The sequence below is a fragment of the Exiguobacterium sp. s78 genome (genome assembly GCF_018618985.1).
In the GTDB taxonomy this organism is placed as follows: Bacteria; Bacillota; Bacilli; order Exiguobacteriales; family Exiguobacteriaceae; genus Exiguobacterium_A; species Exiguobacterium_A abrahamii.
The window spans coordinates 948,927-967,040 of sequence record NZ_JACSNB010000001.1 but is presented as its reverse complement, the minus strand read 5'-3'; the positions used below and the strand labels follow the sequence as shown (position 1 = coordinate 967,040).

At 48.9% G+C, this 18,114-nt stretch carries 14 protein-coding genes; all 14 read right to left on the bottom strand.

Annotated elements, in window-relative coordinates; genetic code table 11:
- Positions 1–25: 25 nt before the first annotated feature.
- The 14 genes from KNQ18_RS04790 to KNQ18_RS04720 all read right to left on the bottom strand — a co-directional run bounded on the left by KNQ18_RS04790 (position 26) and on the right by KNQ18_RS04720 (position 18,106).
- On the bottom strand, positions 26–2,245 hold the full coding sequence (locus tag KNQ18_RS04790; RefSeq protein WP_215083956.1) for a polyribonucleotide nucleotidyltransferase: 2,220 nt from the start codon (positions 2,243–2,245) through the stop codon (positions 26–28).
- A gap of 138 nt (positions 2,246–2,383) precedes the next feature.
- On the bottom strand, positions 2,384–2,653 hold the full coding sequence (gene rpsO / locus KNQ18_RS04785) for a 30S ribosomal protein S15 (protein ID WP_023468676.1): 270 nt from the start codon (positions 2,651–2,653) through the stop codon (positions 2,384–2,386).
- Between the two features lie 123 nt (positions 2,654–2,776).
- Positions 2,777–3,706, bottom strand: a complete 930-nt coding sequence (locus KNQ18_RS04780; protein WP_214805147.1) for a bifunctional riboflavin kinase/FAD synthetase — start codon at positions 3,704–3,706, stop codon at positions 2,777–2,779.
- Positions 3,707–3,722: 16 nt separating this feature from the next.
- Positions 3,723–4,631 (bottom strand): tRNA pseudouridine(55) synthase TruB, encoded by a 909-nt coding sequence (truB, locus tag KNQ18_RS04775; protein ID WP_214805148.1) that lies wholly within the window; start codon positions 4,629–4,631, stop codon positions 3,723–3,725.
- Positions 4,632–4,681: 50 nt separating this feature from the next.
- Positions 4,682–5,023, bottom strand: a complete 342-nt coding sequence (rbfA, locus tag KNQ18_RS04770; RefSeq protein ID WP_023468679.1) for a 30S ribosome-binding factor RbfA — start codon at positions 5,021–5,023, stop codon at positions 4,682–4,684.
- Positions 5,024–5,062: 39 nt separating this feature from the next.
- Positions 5,063–7,234 carry a translation initiation factor IF-2 gene (gene infB / locus KNQ18_RS04765; RefSeq protein WP_023468680.1) on the bottom strand — a complete coding sequence of 724 codons (2,172 nt, stop codon included), beginning with the start codon at positions 7,232–7,234 and terminating at the stop codon, positions 5,063–5,065.
- Positions 7,235–7,249: 15 nt separating this feature from the next.
- Complete coding sequence (locus tag KNQ18_RS04755) at positions 7,250–7,552, bottom strand: YlxQ family RNA-binding protein (protein WP_023468681.1); 303 nt, start codon at positions 7,550–7,552, stop codon at positions 7,250–7,252.
- Positions 7,545–7,814: an RNase P modulator RnpM gene (gene rnpM, locus KNQ18_RS04750; protein WP_023468682.1), complete on the bottom strand. Its 270-nt coding sequence runs from the start codon at positions 7,812–7,814 to the stop codon at positions 7,545–7,547. The genes KNQ18_RS04755 and rnpM overlap by 8 nt, the downstream gene beginning before the upstream one ends.
- 3 nt (positions 7,815–7,817) lie before the next feature.
- Positions 7,818–8,927 (bottom strand): transcription termination factor NusA, encoded by a 1,110-nt coding sequence (gene nusA / locus KNQ18_RS04745; RefSeq protein ID WP_058713731.1) that lies wholly within the window; start codon positions 8,925–8,927, stop codon positions 7,818–7,820.
- Positions 8,928–8,944: 17 nt separating this feature from the next.
- Entirely contained in the window at positions 8,945–9,412 is a 468-nt protein-coding gene (gene rimP, locus KNQ18_RS04740; protein ID WP_023468684.1) for a ribosome maturation factor RimP, read from the bottom strand.
- Between the two features lie 129 nt (positions 9,413–9,541).
- Positions 9,542–13,831 carry a PolC-type DNA polymerase III gene (locus KNQ18_RS04735; RefSeq protein ID WP_055969504.1) on the bottom strand — a complete coding sequence of 1,430 codons (4,290 nt, stop codon included), beginning with the start codon at positions 13,829–13,831 and terminating at the stop codon, positions 9,542–9,544.
- A gap of 129 nt (positions 13,832–13,960) precedes the next feature.
- Positions 13,961–15,661, bottom strand: coding sequence for a proline--tRNA ligase (locus tag KNQ18_RS04730; RefSeq protein ID WP_047393839.1), 1,701 nt, complete (start codon positions 15,659–15,661; stop codon positions 13,961–13,963).
- 34 nt (positions 15,662–15,695) lie between these two features.
- Positions 15,696–16,937 (bottom strand): RIP metalloprotease RseP, encoded by a 1,242-nt coding sequence (rseP, locus tag KNQ18_RS04725; RefSeq protein ID WP_023468687.1) that lies wholly within the window; start codon positions 16,935–16,937, stop codon positions 15,696–15,698.
- Positions 16,938–16,951: 14 nt separating this feature from the next.
- Positions 16,952–18,106 (bottom strand): 1-deoxy-D-xylulose-5-phosphate reductoisomerase, encoded by a 1,155-nt coding sequence (locus tag KNQ18_RS04720; RefSeq protein WP_214770679.1) that lies wholly within the window; start codon positions 18,104–18,106, stop codon positions 16,952–16,954.
- Positions 18,107–18,114 lie beyond the last annotated feature (8 nt).

The window sequence follows — 18,114 nt, the reverse complement described above, 5'->3', positions numbered from 1 at the left end:
GCACCGTCGAGCCACCTTGGATTCATTAGTTACGACGTGGTGGACGTTGTCCGTCACGTGGTGGGCGTGAACCCTGATCCCGGCGTGGCGGGCGGTTCTCACGCTCTGTCTTTTTCTTTTCTTCATACGCTGCACGATCTTCTTCGCTTAAGCCTTCGACGAGCAGGACTTTGTGCGAGGCGTTGACGCGTCCCTTGTCATCGATTTCTGTGACACGGACTTTTAGCTTATCTCCAAGTTTGACGACATCTTCTGTTTGACCGACACGGTTAAGTCCAAGTTCCGAAATGTGGACGAGTGCGTCTTTTCCTTTGAATAACTCGACGAATGCACCGAATTTCTCAACGCGACGGACTGTTCCATCGAACTCTTCTCCGACGACGACTTCACGGACGATATCTTCGACCAATTGACGGGCACGATCGATGCCAGCTTGATCCGTCGATGCGATGAAGACTGTTCCGTCTTGATCGATATCGATCTTGACGCCTGTCTCATCGATGATACCGTTGATGACTTTACCACCAGGTCCGATAACATCACGGATTTTATCTGGATTGATTTTGAGTGTGACGATTTTTGGCGCGTATTGTGACAATTCGACACGTGGTTCAGCGATGACCGTTTGCATATGCTCAAGAATGTGCAAACGACCAAGACGTGCTTGTTCGAGTGCTTCTTCGAGGATTTGACGCGTGATCCCGCCAATTTTCATATCCATTTGCAGAGCTGTGACACCTTCGTGAGTTCCAGCGACTTTGAAGTCCATATCTCCGAGATGATCTTCCATCCCTTGGATATCTGTCAAGATCGAGTAATTGTCGCCTTCCATGATCAAGCCCATCGCAATACCAGCGACAGGTGCTTTGAGTGGAACACCAGCATCCATCATGGCAAGGATCGAACCACAGATTGAAGCCTGTGATGAAGAACCGTTCGACTCAAGGACTTCCGACACGAGACGAATCGTGTACGGGAAATCGACTTCATTCGGAAGAACTGGTAAGAGTGCGCGTTCTCCAAGTGCCCCGTGACCGATTTCACGACGACCTGGTGCACGCATCGGACGTGCTTCTCCGACTGAGAATGGCGGGAAGTTATAGTGGTGCATGAAACGTTTCTCTTCCTTCAGACCAAGACCATCGATGATTTGAGCGTCACCCGCAACACCGAGTGTCGCAACAGACAAGACTTGCGTCTGACCGCGAGTGAACAAACCTGAACCGTGTGCACGTGGTAAGAGACCGACTTCTGAATCGAGTGGACGGATTTCAGCAAGACCACGACCATCTGGACGGACTTTGTCTTCCGTGATGAGACGACGGACTTCGTCTTTGACGAACTTATTGAGAACGCCTGATACTTCTACCAGTTGCTCTGCTGTGACTGACTCGTCAGCTGCATACAACTCGATATATTTTGCGATGACTTCGTTGATGGCAACGTCACGTGCTTGTTTTTCTTCGACTTGAACTGCTTGTGTGACTTCTGCCAATGCTTCTGCTTTCAGGCGATTGACGATTGTCTCATCGAAGCTTGATACCGTGTAGTCGAACTTCTCTTTACCGACTTGTGCGACGATTTCTTCTTGGAACGCGATCATTTCCTTGATGACATCGTGTCCGAGCAAGATCGCTTCAAGCATTGCTTGTTCCGATACTTCCTTCGCACCTGCTTCAACCATGTTGACGGCATGTTTTGTCCCGGCAACTTGAAGGTCGATGTCGCTGACTTCCATTTGCGCTGAAGTCGGGTTCACGACGAACTCTCCGTCGACGCGACCGATCGTCACGCCTGCGATTGGACCGTCGAATGGAATATCCGAGATCGAAAGCGCAATCGAAGCTCCGATCATCGCAGCGACTTCTGGTGAATTGTCAGCATCTGACGAAAGAACCGTCGTCGCGACTTGAACGTCGTGACGGAAACCGTCCGGGAATAGTGGACGGATCGGACGGTCGATCAGACGCGAAGTCAAGATCGCGCTCTCTCCAGGGCGTCCTTCACGTTTGAGGAATCCACCTGGGATTTTCCCTGCCGCATATAATTTTTCTTCATAGTTCACTGTTAATGGGAAGAAATCTAAGTCCTTCGGTTGTTTTGATGCAACGACCGTAGCAAGAACGGCTGTATCGCCGTAACGAATCAATGCTGCTCCGTTCGCTTGTTTTGCTAATTGACCGATTTCAATCGTTAATGGACGTCCACCGAGTTCGGTCGAAAACGTCTGTTTTGTTTGTGACATGCACAAATCTCCTCTCACTGCTATCCGTTTTTTCATTCAAATCTAATTATGTAGGTTCTTGCGCAAAAAGTCCATGAATCGGCAAAAAAAAGAAACAGGAGACGATGCTCCTGCTTCCCTACCTCGTTCTCGTCGGGATTAGCGACGGAGACCAAGACGCTCGATCAACGAACGGTAACGTGCAACATCCTTGTTACGAAGGTATGTGAGCAAGTTACGGCGACGACCGACCATTTTCAAGAGACCACGACGTGAGTGGTGATCCTTTTTGTGTGTACGTAAGTGATCGTTCAAAGTTGTAATCTGTTCAGTTAAAACAGCAACTTGTACTTCCGGCGAACCAGTATCGCCTTGTTTCGTAGCATATGCTTCGATGATTTCGTTTTTACGTTCTTTTGTGAGTGCCATTGTCACTCCACCTCCATCTTATGAATGACCGTATTCCCGAGCATCGGATGGTGAGACCAGATGCCAAGTGAATCGGCTGTACGTGATCGTACTGACCTATCATAACGAACCCTGTCCGTACTGTCAAACGCTTAATCGTGTGTTTGCCTCTTCGCGGTCTCGTGCCAACTGTTCTTTCAATTGATCGATACCGTTGAAGGCTTTTTCATCGCGTAAATAAGCAATCCATTCAAGCGTCAATTCTTGACCGTAAAGATCCTCATCAAAGTCAAGAAGATGCGTCTCGATACTGACCTCTCCTGTCTCATAGAACGTCGGGCGTCTGCCGACGTTCGTCATCGCTTTGAAACGACGACCGTCCGCTAAGCGAACGAATGTCGCATACACACCAAGTTTCGGTATGACGTAGGCGAATTCTGGGCGCATGTTGGCTGTCGGGAAGCCAATTTGTCGACCGCGTGCGTCACCGTGAATGATCGTGCCTTTGATTTGGTAAGGTTCTCCAAGCAAACGTGCAGCCGGTTCGACTTCTCCTGCAGCAAGTAAACGACGAATCCGGGTTGAGCTGATTTTTTCTGCTTCTTCTTGGAACTCTGCTACAACGGTGTGCGTGAACGTGCTCCGACTATGAAAATCAAGCGTCGTCATTTTTCCGGCTCCGAAGCGACCGTAGGAATAATCAAATCCAGCGACGACGTGCTCTGCTCCAGACGCAATCAGATATTCATCGACGAAAGCTTGTGGTGACAATTCCGAGAAAGGAATCGTGAACTCAATGACGTAAACACGATCGACACCAAGACGTTCGATTTTCTCTAATTTTCGTTCAAGCGGCGTGATGTAGCGGACCGGTTCATCCCCTTTACCAAGTACTTGTTTCGGATGTGGATCAAAGGTCATGACAGCCAAAGGAAGGCGACGAGCCTCCGCTTCTTTCTGTGCTGCTGCGATGACTTGCTGATGTCCGAGATGTACACCGTCAAAAAAGCCGAGCGCGATGACAGCAGGGTCTTTTTGAGGCTGTTCCGGATATGTCAAATGTATGATGTCCATGATGCTCTCTCCGATCTTAATCGATTTGTAGCATGACCTCGACGCGTGCTACCTGTTCTTCTGGAAGACGTCGATATAACGCTAAAGGTACGTCTTCTTCATTATAGACAGTAAACAGCTCGAATTCGACTGGAATGCTCGTCAGCTTGGCTCCATTTAAGACACGCTGCGCTGTTGCTGCGTCAACCGTCAATCGTGGCCATTTTTGGATGACGTGTTCGATCGGAAGGACGTGTTGCATCCGTTCTTCGACTGTCTCATACGATTCGAGTGTCTCGAGTGTGACGGTGTCCGTCTCAGCAATCGCACCAGAACCTGTCCGGCGTAAGTCGCTCATGTGTGCCGCATAACCGAGTCGTTCTCCGATTTCGACTGCTAGTGTCCGGATATAGGTCCCTTTTCCACATGCGATATCGAGGCGGAAGCGACAAAGACCATCTTCGAACACGAGGTCTGATGTCCGTTCCAATCGATCGATACGGACGATCCGTGTCGGTCGCTCGACTTCAATCCCTTTTCGTGCATATTCGTATAGTTTCTTCCCGTTCACTTTGACTGCTGAATAATACGGTGGCGTCTGTTCGATCTCTCCTGTCAAGGCGCTCAGAATATCAGCGATTGCCGTTTCAGTAATACTTTCGGGTTCGACCGGTGTTTCACGAACGATCTCTCCGTGTGCATCTTCTGTAGTCGTTGCAAAACCGATCGTCACTTCCGCCGCGTAACGTTTTCCTTCATCCGTGATGAAACGGGCAAGTTTCGTCGCTCGACCGAGACAAATCGGTAAGACACCTGTTACTTCCGGGTCAAGCGTCCCTGTATGTCCGACTTTTTTCGTCTGAAACAAGCGACGTAGACGAAAGACACAATCATGACTCGTCATGCCGGCTGGTTTATCTAGTGGTAATACTCCGATGGGTTCCACGTGATGTCCTCCTTGAAAAAAGGCAACCACACGCGTGGTTGCCTTAGGTGTTAATCTTTGTTCAAATTCCGAAGCAACTCATCAATGCGTGATCCGTATTCGACAGAAGAATCGACCTCGAACAATAGTTCAGGTGTTTTCCGCAGACGAATCCGCGATCCGATTTCCTTACGCATGAAGCCTTTTGATTTTTCAAGACCGATGCGCGCATCCTCACGTGCTTTTTCGTCACCGAGGACTGAATAGAAGATCGTCGCTTGTTGCAAGTCTCCTGTCACTTCGACACCTGTGACGGTAATCGGCTTGACGCGTGGATCCTTGACATCCTTGATGAGCAGTTGCGTAATTTCCTTACGCACCTGTTCGGCGACACGATTCGAGCGTAAACTCATGTTTGTTCCCTCCAGTTCGGAAGAATGGATTCCGTTCTGTTACTTCCGTTTGACTTCTTCCATGATGAACGCTTCGATGACATCATCGACTTTTACGTCATCATAACGTTCGATCTTAATACCACACTCGTAACCAGCAGCGACTTCTTTGACATCATCTTTGAAGCGGCGAAGTGTATCGAGTTTTCCTTCGTAGATGACAATGCTGTCACGAACGACACGGACACCTGCATCACGCGTTAACTTACCTTCCGTGACATATCCACCCGCGATCGTACCGACTTTCGATACTTTGATGACATCGCGGACTTCAGCTTGACCGATGATTTTCTCGACGAATTCAGGATCAAGGAGACCTTTCATCGCTTGCTCGATTTCTTCAATCGCGTTATAGATGATCCGGTGAAGACGAATTTCAACCTTCTCCTGATCCGCCATTGATTTCGCGTTACCATCCGGACGAACGTTGAATCCGATGATGATCGCATTTGCTGCCGAGGCGAGGATGACGTCACCTTCCGTGATCGCACCAACACCTGAGTGTACGATGTTAATTTTAACACCTTCGACATCAATTTTCTTCAATGAACCGGCTAAGGCTTCAACTGAACCTTGGACATCACCTTTGATGATGATGTTGAGGTCCTTGACTTCTCCTTCTTTGATGCGGTCGAAGAGATCTTCTAAGCTAACTTTCGCTGAATCGCGACGTTGTGCTTCGATTTCACGTTGGTAACGTGCTTCACCGATTTGGCGTGCTTTTTTCTCATCTTCGAATGCGAAGAATTGATCGCCCGCTTTCGGGACATCGTTTAGACCTGTGATTTCGATTGGTGTCGATGGTCCGACTTCTTTGACACGACGACCGATATCGTTGACCATTGCCCGGATACGACCGAACGTGTGACCGACAACGATCGGGTCACCAACGCGAAGTGTTCCGTGTTGAACGAGAAGTGTAGCGACTGGACCGCGTCCTTTATCGAGTTTCGCCTCGATGACTGTTCCGCGACCGTTCATGTCTGGTGTTGATTTGTATTCTTGAACTTCTGAGACGAGAAGGATCATCTCGAGCAATTCGTCGATGCCGTCTCCTTTAAGAGCTGAAACCGGTACGAAGATCGTATCGCCGCCCCAGTCCTCTGCAACGAGTTCGAACTCTGTCAATTCTTGTTTGACACGGTCGGGGTTCGCACCCTCTTTATCCATCTTGTTGACAGCGACGATGATTGGAACGCCAGCTGCTTTCGCGTGGCTGATCGCTTCTTCCGTCTGCGGCATGACACCGTCATCGGCTGCAACGACGATGATCGCGATATCCGTGACATCTGCTCCACGTGCACGCATCGTCGTGAACGCCGCGTGACCTGGTGTATCAAGGAACGTGATCTTCTTGCCGTCAATCTCAACTTGGTAAGCACCGATGTGCTGCGTGATCCCGCCGGCTTCGCCTGCAGTGACCTTCGTGTTACGGATCGAATCGAGCAATGTCGTTTTACCGTGGTCGACGTGTCCCATGATCGTAACGACCGGTGGACGCTCAGACAATTCGTACTGGTCAAGGTTCAATTCGTATTGATCAAAGTCCGTCTCATCGACTTGGACAGTCTTTTCGACTTCAAAACCAAACTCTGTCGCGAGCAGTTCGACTGTCTCGTCATCAAGATCTTGGTTGATCGTCGCCATGACACCGAGACCCATCAATTTCATGATCAGTTCATTCGGTTTTTTCGCCATTTTTTCAGCGAGTTCACCGACTGTCAAGTTGTCAGAGTATTGAACGACGTTTGCCATCGCCTCTTCTTGCGCCCGGCGAGCTGCTTTCCGTTGACTCGACTTCGAGTTCGGATCCGCTACTTCAAGTTTGCGTGGTTCTGCTTTCTTTTGGTTCGGACGACGTTTGCCGCCACGGTTGTTACGGTTGCCGAATTCTGGGCGTCCGCCTTTGCTGTTACGTGATTGGTTACCTGCTGGTTTGTTTGTACTTCCTGGTCGGTTCGGTTTATTATCTGATTTCACTTGTTTTGGAGCCTCCGTCTTTTGAGCCCGATATTTTTCGGGATTAAATACTTGATCGAGTTGCTGTACTGTCTGTTCATCTAATACTGCCATATGATTCTTGACTGGTTTCTCCAGCTTTTCGAGCTGGGTGATGACCTGCTTACTTGTTACGTTTTGTTCCTTGGCGAATTCGTATACACGTTTACCCAAAGGATCCACCTCCAATTAGTCGTTCGAGAGGAGTTCAGTTAGCTTTTTCGCAAATCCGGCTTCATTGACTGACACGACAACACGCGCATCCTTTCCTAATGCTTGACCGAGAATCGTCCGGTCGGCGACTTCTAGGTAAGGAACCTGATAACTCGTACATTTATCTGTGACTTTCTTACGCGTGGCAGCCCCCGCATCTGCTGCTAAAAGAACAAGCTTCGCTTGTCCTCCTCGTACTTCTTTCAGTACGAGTTCTTCTCCCGTCGTCACTTTTCTAGCTCGATTCGCGAGACCGAGAAGGGATTCCCATTTACTCATTTGTACCTCCCGCGATTTCAAGCAATTCATCGTATAAGGCATCTGTCGTCTTGACCTTCAAATGATGATCAAGCGTCCGTTTTTTCTTCGCCGTCGCAATGACTGCCGCATCTTTCGATAAATAGGCACCTCGCCCATTCATCTTACCATTTAAATCGATGACGACCTCTTGTTCAGGTGTCCGGACGACACGAATTAATTCTTTTTTCGGTTTCATTTCTTGTGTGATGACACACTTACGTAATGGTACCTTTTTTTGCACGAATTATTCCTCGCCTTCGACTTGGACCGCTTCTACTACCGGCTCTTCCGTCGCGAAGACATCTTCGAGATCCATCGCTTCCGCTTCAGACTCGCTCTTGATGTCGATTTTCCATCCTGTCAATTTCGCTGCGAGACGCGCGTTTTGACCACGTTTCCCGATTGCAAGCGACAATTGGAAATCCGGAACGACGACGATTGTCGCTTTCGCTGGTTCGTTGACATAGACCGCAACGACTTGAGCTGGGCTAAGCGCGTTCGCGACATATTCTTTCGGATCATCCGAGTAACGGACGATATCGATTTTTTCCCCGTTTAAATCATTGACGATGCGTTGAACACGCGCCCCTTTTTGTCCGACACATGCACCGACTGGATCGATGTCATCCGCCGCGACTGCGATTTTCGAACGGTCGCCCGCTTCACGCGCCACAGACTTGACTTCGACTTCGCCACTTGAAATCTCTGGTACTTCGATTTCAAAGAGACGTTTTAAGAGACCTGGATGTGTCCGTGATACAAGAATCGATGCCCCTGATCCTTTGACCATTGGATCAACTTTCGTGACGTACACCTTGATGCGATCACGAATCCCGAAACGCTCGTTCGGCATTTGCTCGTGTGTCGTCAAGACAGCTTCGATACCTTCTAGGTTGACGTACAAGTTGCGTGCATCTTGACGCTCGACGATACCTGTCATGATCTCGTCTTCACGATCCGCGAAATGATTGTAGATGCGTTCGCGTTCTGCTTCACGCATTTTTTGTGTGACGATCTGTTTCGCCGTTTGTGCTGCAACACGACCGAAGTCGCCTGGCGTCACTTCGACTTTATGGAAATCGCCGAGTTCATATGTCGGATCGATCTCGTGCGCTTCTTCAAGCGAAAGTTGCTCTTCTGGTTGTGTCAATCGTTCGACTACTTCCTTAAGCGCGAAGACACGGATGTCTCCTGTCTGCTGGTCGAATTCGACCTTTACAGCCTCCGATTCTTTTCCGAAGTTGCGTCGGTACGCTGAAATCAATGCCTGTTCGAGCGCATCGATGATGATGTTCTTGTCAATTTCCTTCTCTTTCGCGATTTGATTGATCGCCTCGAGTAACTGTGGTCCCATCGTTCTCTTCCTTTCCGTCAGAACATTACCGCAAGTCGCGCAAGTGAAATCTTGTCGACCGGTATCTCAATTTTCAATTTTCTTGTTTTGACACGCACTTCGATTTCAAGCATCTCAGGTGTGTACGCGAGCAACGTTCCTTCGAATTCAACCGCATTCTTTACTGGATCGTGCGTTTTGATGTACACATGTTTCCCAATCGCCTTTTCGAAGTCCTCGTCTTTCTTCAGTGGACGTTCCGCTCCTGGACTAGCGACGTCGAGGTAATACGGCTCGTCGATCGGATCATTGTCATTCAATGCTTCCGATAACTGTTCATTGATTTTGACGCAGTCTTCAAGATCTACGCCACCCTCTTTGTCGATGGAGACACGTAGGAACCAATCCGCCCCTTCTTTGACGAATTCAACGTCGACTAGCTCCATCCCCTCTCGTTCGACGATTGGTTTTGCGAGCGCTTCGACCTTTTCCGTTACGTTCGTCATCTTCATCCTCCTTCAAAAAACAAACAAGAAAGGAGCAGGTCCCCCTACTCCTTCCAAGTCGTAGTATAAAAAACATTTCCTCACTCAATATAGCATAGGAAAGCGCTCAAAGCAAGTGTTCCTAAGGGCTTACAAGTCGAACAAGGAGAGCTGATTCTCGTCTGGTAACCCTTCGAGACAGCCTAGGTTATCGAGCGTCTCGATGATCGATTTCGACAATTTAGCGCGTTTTTGGAGGTCTTCCTTCGAGAGGAATTCGCCGCCTTTACGTGCTTCGACGATTTGCTTCGCAGCATTCGTCCCGAGACCTGTCACGGCATTAAACGGTGGTAACAACGTATCCCCATCAATGAGGAATTCCGTTGCACTTGAGCGATAGAGATCGACTTTTTGGAACGTAAAGCCGCGTTCGATCATCTCAAGCGCGATTTCAAGAACCGTGTACAATCCCTTATCCTTCGCCGTCGCTTCGAAACCTTTGTCCTTGATGTCTTGCAAGACTTTCCGAACGGCAGCAGATCCCTTATTCATCGCGCCGATATCAAAGTCACCCGCACGTACCGTAAAGTACGAAGCGTAGTAATACATCGGATGATGGACTTTATAATAGGCAATCCGGACAGCCATCAAGACGTAGGCAGCAGCATGGGCTTTCGGGAACATGTACTTGATTTTCTTACAAGAATCGATATACCAGAGTGGCACATCGTTCTCGATCATCGCCTCTTCCATGTCAATCGAGAGTCCTTTCCCTTTACGGACCGACTCCATGATTTTAAAGGCAAGTGACGGTTCAAGACCGGCGTAGATCAAGTAGACCATGATGTCATCTCGACAACCGATGACATCTTTTAGTTCACACGTTCCGTTGTAGATCAATTCGCTGGCGTTTCCAAGCCAGACATCCGTTCCGTGCGAGAGTCCTGAAATCTGAACGAGCTCTGAGAACGTCGTCGGTTTCGTCTCCTCTAACATTTGGCGAACGAACTTTGTCCCGAACTCCGGAATGCCGAGCGTCCCTGTTTTTGAATCAATCTGTTCCGGCGTTACACCGATCGATTCCGTCGAACTGAAGATTTTCATGACTTCCGGGTCATCGACCGGAATCGTCTTCGGATCTCGTCCTGACAGATCTTGTAGCATCCGGATCATTGTCGGGTCATCGTGACCGAGGATATCGAGTTTGAGTAAGTTATCGTGAATCGAGTGAAAGTCAAAGTGTGTCGTCTTCCATTCAGAACCCATATCGTCTGCCGGATACTGAATCGGACTAATATCGTAAATATCCATATAGTCCGGTACGACGATGATCCCACCCGGGTGTTGTCCGGTCGTCCGTTTGACACCGGTGACACCACTGACGAGACGATCGACTTCCGCATTCCGATACGTCAACTCATTCTCCGACTGATACCCTTTGACGTAGCCATACGCTGTCTTCTCAGCGATCGTTCCGATCGTTCCGGCACGATAGACGTAATCGTCACCGAACAGGACTTTCGTATAGGCGTGTGCTTGTGGCTGGTATTCTCCACTGAAGTTCAAATCGATATCCGGTACTTTATCCCCTTTAAATCCGAGGAACGTCTCGAAAGGAATATCATGACCATCCTTGAACAATGGGACATCACATTTCGAACAGGACTTATCCGGTAAATCGAATCCCGAACCAACGGAACCGTCATCGAAGAACTCCGATTCCTTACAATTCGGACAGACGTAATGCGGGGGCAATGGATTGACTTCCGTGATCTCGGTCATCGTCGCAACGAGACTTGATCCGACCGATCCCCGTGAACCGACCAAATAGCCGTCGTCGAGTGATTTTTTAACGAGTTTATGGGAAATCAGATAGATAACGGCGAATCCATGACCGATGATCGACTTCAACTCTTTTTCGAGGCGGGCTTCGACGATCTCTGGTAACGTGTCGCCGTAAATCCGGTGCGCCATATCGTACGACAAGTTTCGGACTTCTTCATCTGCCCCTTCGATCTTCGGTGTATAGAGATCCTTTGGAATGATGTCGATGTTCTCGAATTGCTCCGCGACAGCTTGACTGTTCGTGATGACGAGACGTTCCGACACATCCGGTCCGAGGAACTTGAAGTCGTCCATCATTTCCTTCGTCGTCCGGAAGTGTGCCGGTGGCAATTGTTTTCGCATATTCAGCATGTTTGCTCCACCTTGCGTCCGAATCAAAATCTCCCGGTACGTCGCGTCATGTTGATCGAGATAATGCACGTTTCCTGTCGCGACTGGTAAAATATCATGTTCTTCCGCAACGCGGATGATCTTTTTGATCAGTTCGCGCAGTTCGAGTTCATTCTGAACGATTTCCCGTTCGATCAAATGACCATACATCGCGGGTGGCTGAATCTCGATGAAATCATAGAACTGCATCACTTTTGCTAAATCTTCGTCCGACTTGTTCAAGGCGGCATCAAACACTTCGCCATTATCGCAAGCTGATCCGATGATCAATCCATCTCGGTGCGCGACGAGTTGCGAGCGTGGTGTACGGACGACACGGTGCACGTGTTTCGTATGAGCAATCGAAATCAATTGGTACAAATTCTTCAAGCCCGTCCGATTCTTCGCATAGACCGTCGCGTGGTATGGTCGTGCCCGCGAGATATCTTTCCCCATCTCACGGTTGAGTGAGGCGTGTGTCTTCATGTCGAACATCTCATCCGCCATTTGCAGCAACTTGACCATCAAGTAGCCTGTCGCTTCCGCGTCATAAATGGCACGGTGATGCTGCGTCAATTCGATGTCAAATCGTTTCGCGAGTGTGTTCAATCGGTGGTTTTTTAGCGTCGGCATCAAGACACGGGCTAGCTCAAGCGTATCAATGACTGGCAAGACCGATTCATCGTGTCCACCGGATCGTAGTGTTGCATTCAAGAATCCGATATCGAATGAGGCATTATGGGCAACGAGAATCGAATCGCCGACCCAGTCCATGAATTCCTTGACGACTTGTTCCGGGTCTGGTTTTCCCCGGACCATATCATCGGTGATTCCTGTCAAATCAATCGTCGTCGCCGACAATAGATGCTTCGGATCCGCGAACGCTTCGAACTTATCGATGATATCACCGTCGTGGATCTTGACGGCTGCAAGTTCGATGATCTTGTTGTACATCGCCGATAAACCCGTCGTCTCGACGTCAAAGACAACGAATGTCGCGTCATCTAAGTTACGGTCCACGGGATGATAGGCGACTTGCACCCCGTCATCGACGACATTCGCTTCGATTCCATACAATACCTTGATATCGTTTTTCTTTCCGGCATAGTAGGCATCCGGGAAACTTTGGGCACCCGCGTGATCCGTGATCGCAACAGCAGGATGACCCCATTTCGCCGCGCGTTCGACGTATTTCGTCACGTTCATGACCGCGTCCATCTGGCTCATTTGCGAGTGCGCGTGTAACTCGACACGCTTCTCGCCTGCCCAAGGGTCAGCAGGGGCTTCCATCTTCACTTCTGACAGTTGGGCAATCATCATACAAAGATCGCGCAGGAATGTATCGAACTCAACGCGGCCTGCCGCCTGGATCCACATCCCTTTTTTGATCGCAGAGAGAATCTTGACGTCTGTTTCGTCACGCGCAAACATCTTGACGACAAGGGAGTCCGTATAATCCGTCATCTTAAACGTAAAGATTGTCTTTCCGCTTCGTAATTCACGACTTTCAGCTGAGAAAACGAGACCTCGGATCGCGATCCGTCGTTCCTCGTCTTGGATCGTCTTGATTGGGACAATCTCATCTTGAATTGGTTTCCCGATCCGGATCTCAACCGGTCCTTCATCGTCATCCCGCGATTGTTCCCGTTTGAATTGCAACTCGAGCATCCGCTTTGCTTCTTCCATGTCTTCCTGTTTCACCTGATTGCGCAACGCTTCTTGTTTCGATTCGTTAATTTGAACAATCGGTTCACAGTTGAATTTCGGGAATCCGTAAGCACTATAAAGTAACTGCAATTCCCCACATAAGCTACTTTTTAAGAATCCTGCTTCCGGTTCACTCCGGACTGGAATGAATAATTTCTGTTCTTTGAACTCCGGTAAGACCCGTCCAAGTTGTGTCCGCATCGCCGATGAAACGTCGGCGAGATCTTGCACGACATATGGCCAGTAATCATGATATAGGCGTTCGTCTGGTCGACCATCCGCGTATAGGATGACTTTGACTTCGGCGAATTGCTGATACCGACTTATCAAACGACTCGTAAAGAGTTGATAGACGTTTTGGGGCAAAACGTGTGGCAAGCGGATCTCAAATGTCCAGGTTGCTTTTGCTTTATTGACGCGAAGCTTCTCAAGAACTGCTTCGTTAAAGTATTCTTCAATGATACCGTTCGGTAATTCCAAGTCACTCAGCAACAGTGACATGCGTTGTTGTGTATCCACTCGCAATTGTGCTGTCTGATCGCTTCACACCGTGACAGCAACTCCTCCTCCTCTTGCGGATTGCCCAAGGGGCGAATGGGTGTGAGACAAGAAAACAGTCACTTTATGAAAAGTGACCGTCTCCATTCTTTATTCTAAACCTTCATAGAGTGAACGAACAGCCTCAACGACTTGTTCTTGTCCAATTTCTTCTGCATCGCCACCGCGACGGGCTTTTAATTCGACGATTCCTTCTGCCGCTTTTTTGCCGACGTTCAAGCGAACCGGTAGACCGATCAAATCTGCATCGGCGAATTTGACGCCTGCTCGTTCTTTTCGGTCGTCAAGCAGGACGCTGAAACCTGCAGCTGTCAACTCTCGGTATAGTGTTTCTCCGAGTTCAAGCTGTTCTGCATTTTTACCATTGACGACAATCAAATGGACATCATATGGTGCGATCGCTTTTGGCCAAATGATCCCGCGCTCATCGTAATGCTGTTCGACGACTGCCGACAATGTCCGCGAGACACCGATGCCGTAACATCCCATGATGAGTGGTTGTGCTTTACCGCCTTCATCGAGGAACGTCGCTCCCATTCCTTCAGAGTAACGTGTTCCGAGTTTGAAGACTTGACCGACTTCGATGCCACGTGCGAATTTAACGTTTCCGTTGCCGTCTGGTGACGCGTCACCTTCTTCGACGAAGCGCAAGTCTGTATAGTCTGCTTCGAAATCACGACTTGGGTCGACATGGATATAATGCGTTTCCGCTTTGTTTGCACCACAGACAGCGTTCGTCAAGGCACGAATCGCGTAATCGGCGACGATCTTCATGTCTGCCCCAATCGGTCCGAGTGTTCCAGGCGTTGAGTGAAGCGCTGCTTCAATCTCTTCGTCGCTCGCCATCGTGATGTCGAGTGCTCCCAGATAGTTTTTCAACTTGATATCGTTGACTTCGTGATCGCCCCGGACGAGTGCCATGACAAGCCCTTGCTCCGTCTTGAAGATGACGGTCTTGATTGATTCGTTTGCTGGTAAATTCAGATGTGCGCTGACCGCTTCGATCGTCTTCGCATCTGCCGTATGCACTTCTTCAAGTGCTTCTGGTGCTTTGTCTTGCTTCGGATAGGCATCGATGGACTCTGCCATCTCTAAGTTCGCTGCATAATCCGATTGGTCCGAGTAGACGATCGTATCTTCACCGATTGCTGCTAACGCATGGAACTCATGTGTTCCACTACCACCGATTGCACCTGAGTCAGCGACGACTGGACGGAACTCTAGACCAACACGTGTGAAAATCCGCGAATACGTATCAAACATGTTTTGATACTCTTCGTCTAAGCTCTCTTGTGACGAATGGAACGAGTATGCATCTTTCATGATGAACTCACGACCACGTAATAAACCGAAACGTGGCCGACGTTCGTCACGGTATTTCATTTGAATCTGGAAGAGATTGACCGGTAACTTTTTGTACGAGTTCAATTCATCACGAACGATTGAAGTGATCAGTTCCTCGTGCGTCGCTCCGAGCGCGAACCGGCGATCATGACGATCCGTCAAGCGCATTAATTCAGGTCCATAGATATCCCAGCGTCCTGTTTCTTCCCATAGTTCAGCTGGTTGAATTGCTGGCATCAGTAATTCTTGCGCACCCGCTGCCTCTAATTCCTCGCGAATAATTGTCTCGATGTTTGCGAGAACCCGTTTTGCGAGTGGGAGATACGAATAGATTCCAGCGGCATTTTGACGCATGAATCCTGCACGAAGCAAGAGTTGGTGACTGATGGCTTCTGCATCAGATGGTACTTCACGCAACGTTGGCATGAATAGTTTTGATTGTTTCATAATGAGTCACGAACTCCTTTGACTGAGTGATTAATTAAAAGAATTTTTGAATGTCGTTCCAAGTAACGACGAGCATGAGTAACATCAAAAGCGCAAAACCGACGAAGTGAACCAATCCTTCTTTTTGAGGATCGACCGGTTTACCGCGTAAGGCTTCAAGGAAGAGGAACAGCAAGCGTCCTCCGTCAAGTGCTGGAAGTGGCAATAGGTTGAAGACTGCTAAGTTAACGGACAACAGTGCAGTCCATGTCAAGAGCATCGAGAACCCACTATCTGCGACCTGATCGGTCATTTTGACGATCCCGACTGGTCCTGATAATTGATCGACGCCAACGACACCCGTTACGAGATCTCCAACAGCTCCGACGATAAGCGTCGACATCCGCCATGTTTCTGAAACGCCCGTTTGTAGTGCTGTTCCGAATGATTTTTCTGTCTCATTCGTGACACCGATGATGCCAACCTTCTGTTCCCCTTGCTGTTGCACTTTTGGCGTGATCTCAGTTGTCGTCTCTTTTCCATCACGCTCATATTTTACTTCTGTCGCTTTCCCAGCACGATCTTGGAATCCAGCACGTAAATCTGTCCATTTTGCTGTATCCTGTCCGTTGACCGAGATAATCCGGTCACCTTCAACAAGTCCTGCTTGATCGGCAGGTGAACCTTTTTGTACTGTTCCGATGACGCTTTCCCCTGTCGGAGAGCCATTATATAAGGCAAGACCGAATAAAATGACGAACGCGAGGACAAAGTTCATGAACGGTCCTGCAGCAATCGCAAGGACGCGTTTCCAAACGGATTTCGAACCAAATGTGCGATCATACGGCGCAATTTGTGTCCGTGTCTGACCTTCGACAAGAAATGCTGTCGGTGAGACAGGATATCGAACCGATGTCTCGTCTTGTAACCCAACGAGTTCGAGTTGACGCAACAAGTCAATCCGCTCGACAGTAACGACTTGATCGACTTGTGGCTGATCTGCATCGAAATAAATCGTCTCGATGACACCGTCCTTTAACTGTAATCCGACGGTTTGACCTGATTTGATCTCTACGAGTTCAGGTTCTTCACCCGCCATCTTGACGTAACCGCCAATCGGCAACAGGCGCACCGTGTACAACGTCTCATTCTTAAACACTGAAAAGATCTTCGGTCCAAATCCAATCGCGAATTCCCGACAGAGAATACCTGCCCGCTTCGCCATTACGAGATGACCCCATTCATGGACGGCGACGAGTACACCGAACATCAGCACGATTGAAATAAAGGTCGTCATTACTTATCCCATCCTTAGTTAGCGAATGTAAGAGACGATACGAACTCACGCGCCCATCGATCAGCTTCAAGGATTTGATCCAAGGAAGGCTCCTCGATAAGCTCATGAGCTTGAAGCGCCGCCTCGACGCTCGCTTCGATTTCTAAAAAGCGAATGTCCCCTTTTAAGAAACGGTCCACCGCTTGTTCGTTCGCAGCATTGAGTACTGATGGCATCGATCCACCGGCTTGACCCGCTTCAAAAGCAAGTCGTAACAACGGATAACGATCAAATGATGCATCAGCAAAGTGTAAGCGTCCGATTTCCTTTAAGTTTAACCGTTCTCCCCCTTGGATTTCAAGGCGGGACGGATATGTAAGAGCGTACTGAATCGGTTCTCGCATGTCGGGCATACCAAGCTGAGCCATGATAGCTCCATCGTTAAATTCGACCATCGAGTGAATGATGGATTCACGGTGAATGACGACATCGATATCCGCATAGTCGACATCAAATAACCAGTGCGCTTCAATGACTTCGAACCCTTTGTTCATCATCGTCGCCGAATCAATCGTGATTTTTGCTCCCATCGACCAGTTCGGATGCGCGAGTGCTTGTTCGACCGTCACGTCTGCCAGTTCTTCACGTGATTGATCACGGAAGCTTCCGCCTGATGCTGTCAAGATGATTTGACGCACATCTTCTCGCCGCTCCCCGTTCAAGCATTGGAAAATCGCCGCATGTTCACTATCAACGGGTAAAATCGTCACGTTTTTTTCACGTGCAAGCTTCATGACAAGGTGCCCTGCCGTAACGAGTGTTTCTTTGTTCGCAAGACCAATCGTTTTACCCGCCTCAATCGCGGCAAGCGTTGGACGTAAACCAACAGCTCCTACGACCGCTGTAATGACCGTATCGACTTCAGGATGCGTTACGACATCAAGCAATCCTTCTTCACCGATGACGATCGTCGGCTGATAGTTTAACTGTTGCTCGAGTTCTTGACGTGTTGCCTCATCTTGGACTCCGACAAGCATCGGTTGCAAACGATTCAACCACGGTACAGCAACCGTCGTGTTGCGACCAAATGCAAAACTCGTCAATTCAAAAAGATCTGGATTAGCCGCAATGACATCAAGCGTCTGCGTACCAATCGATCCCGTTCCACCGATGATACTGATTTTCTTCATAATGAAGC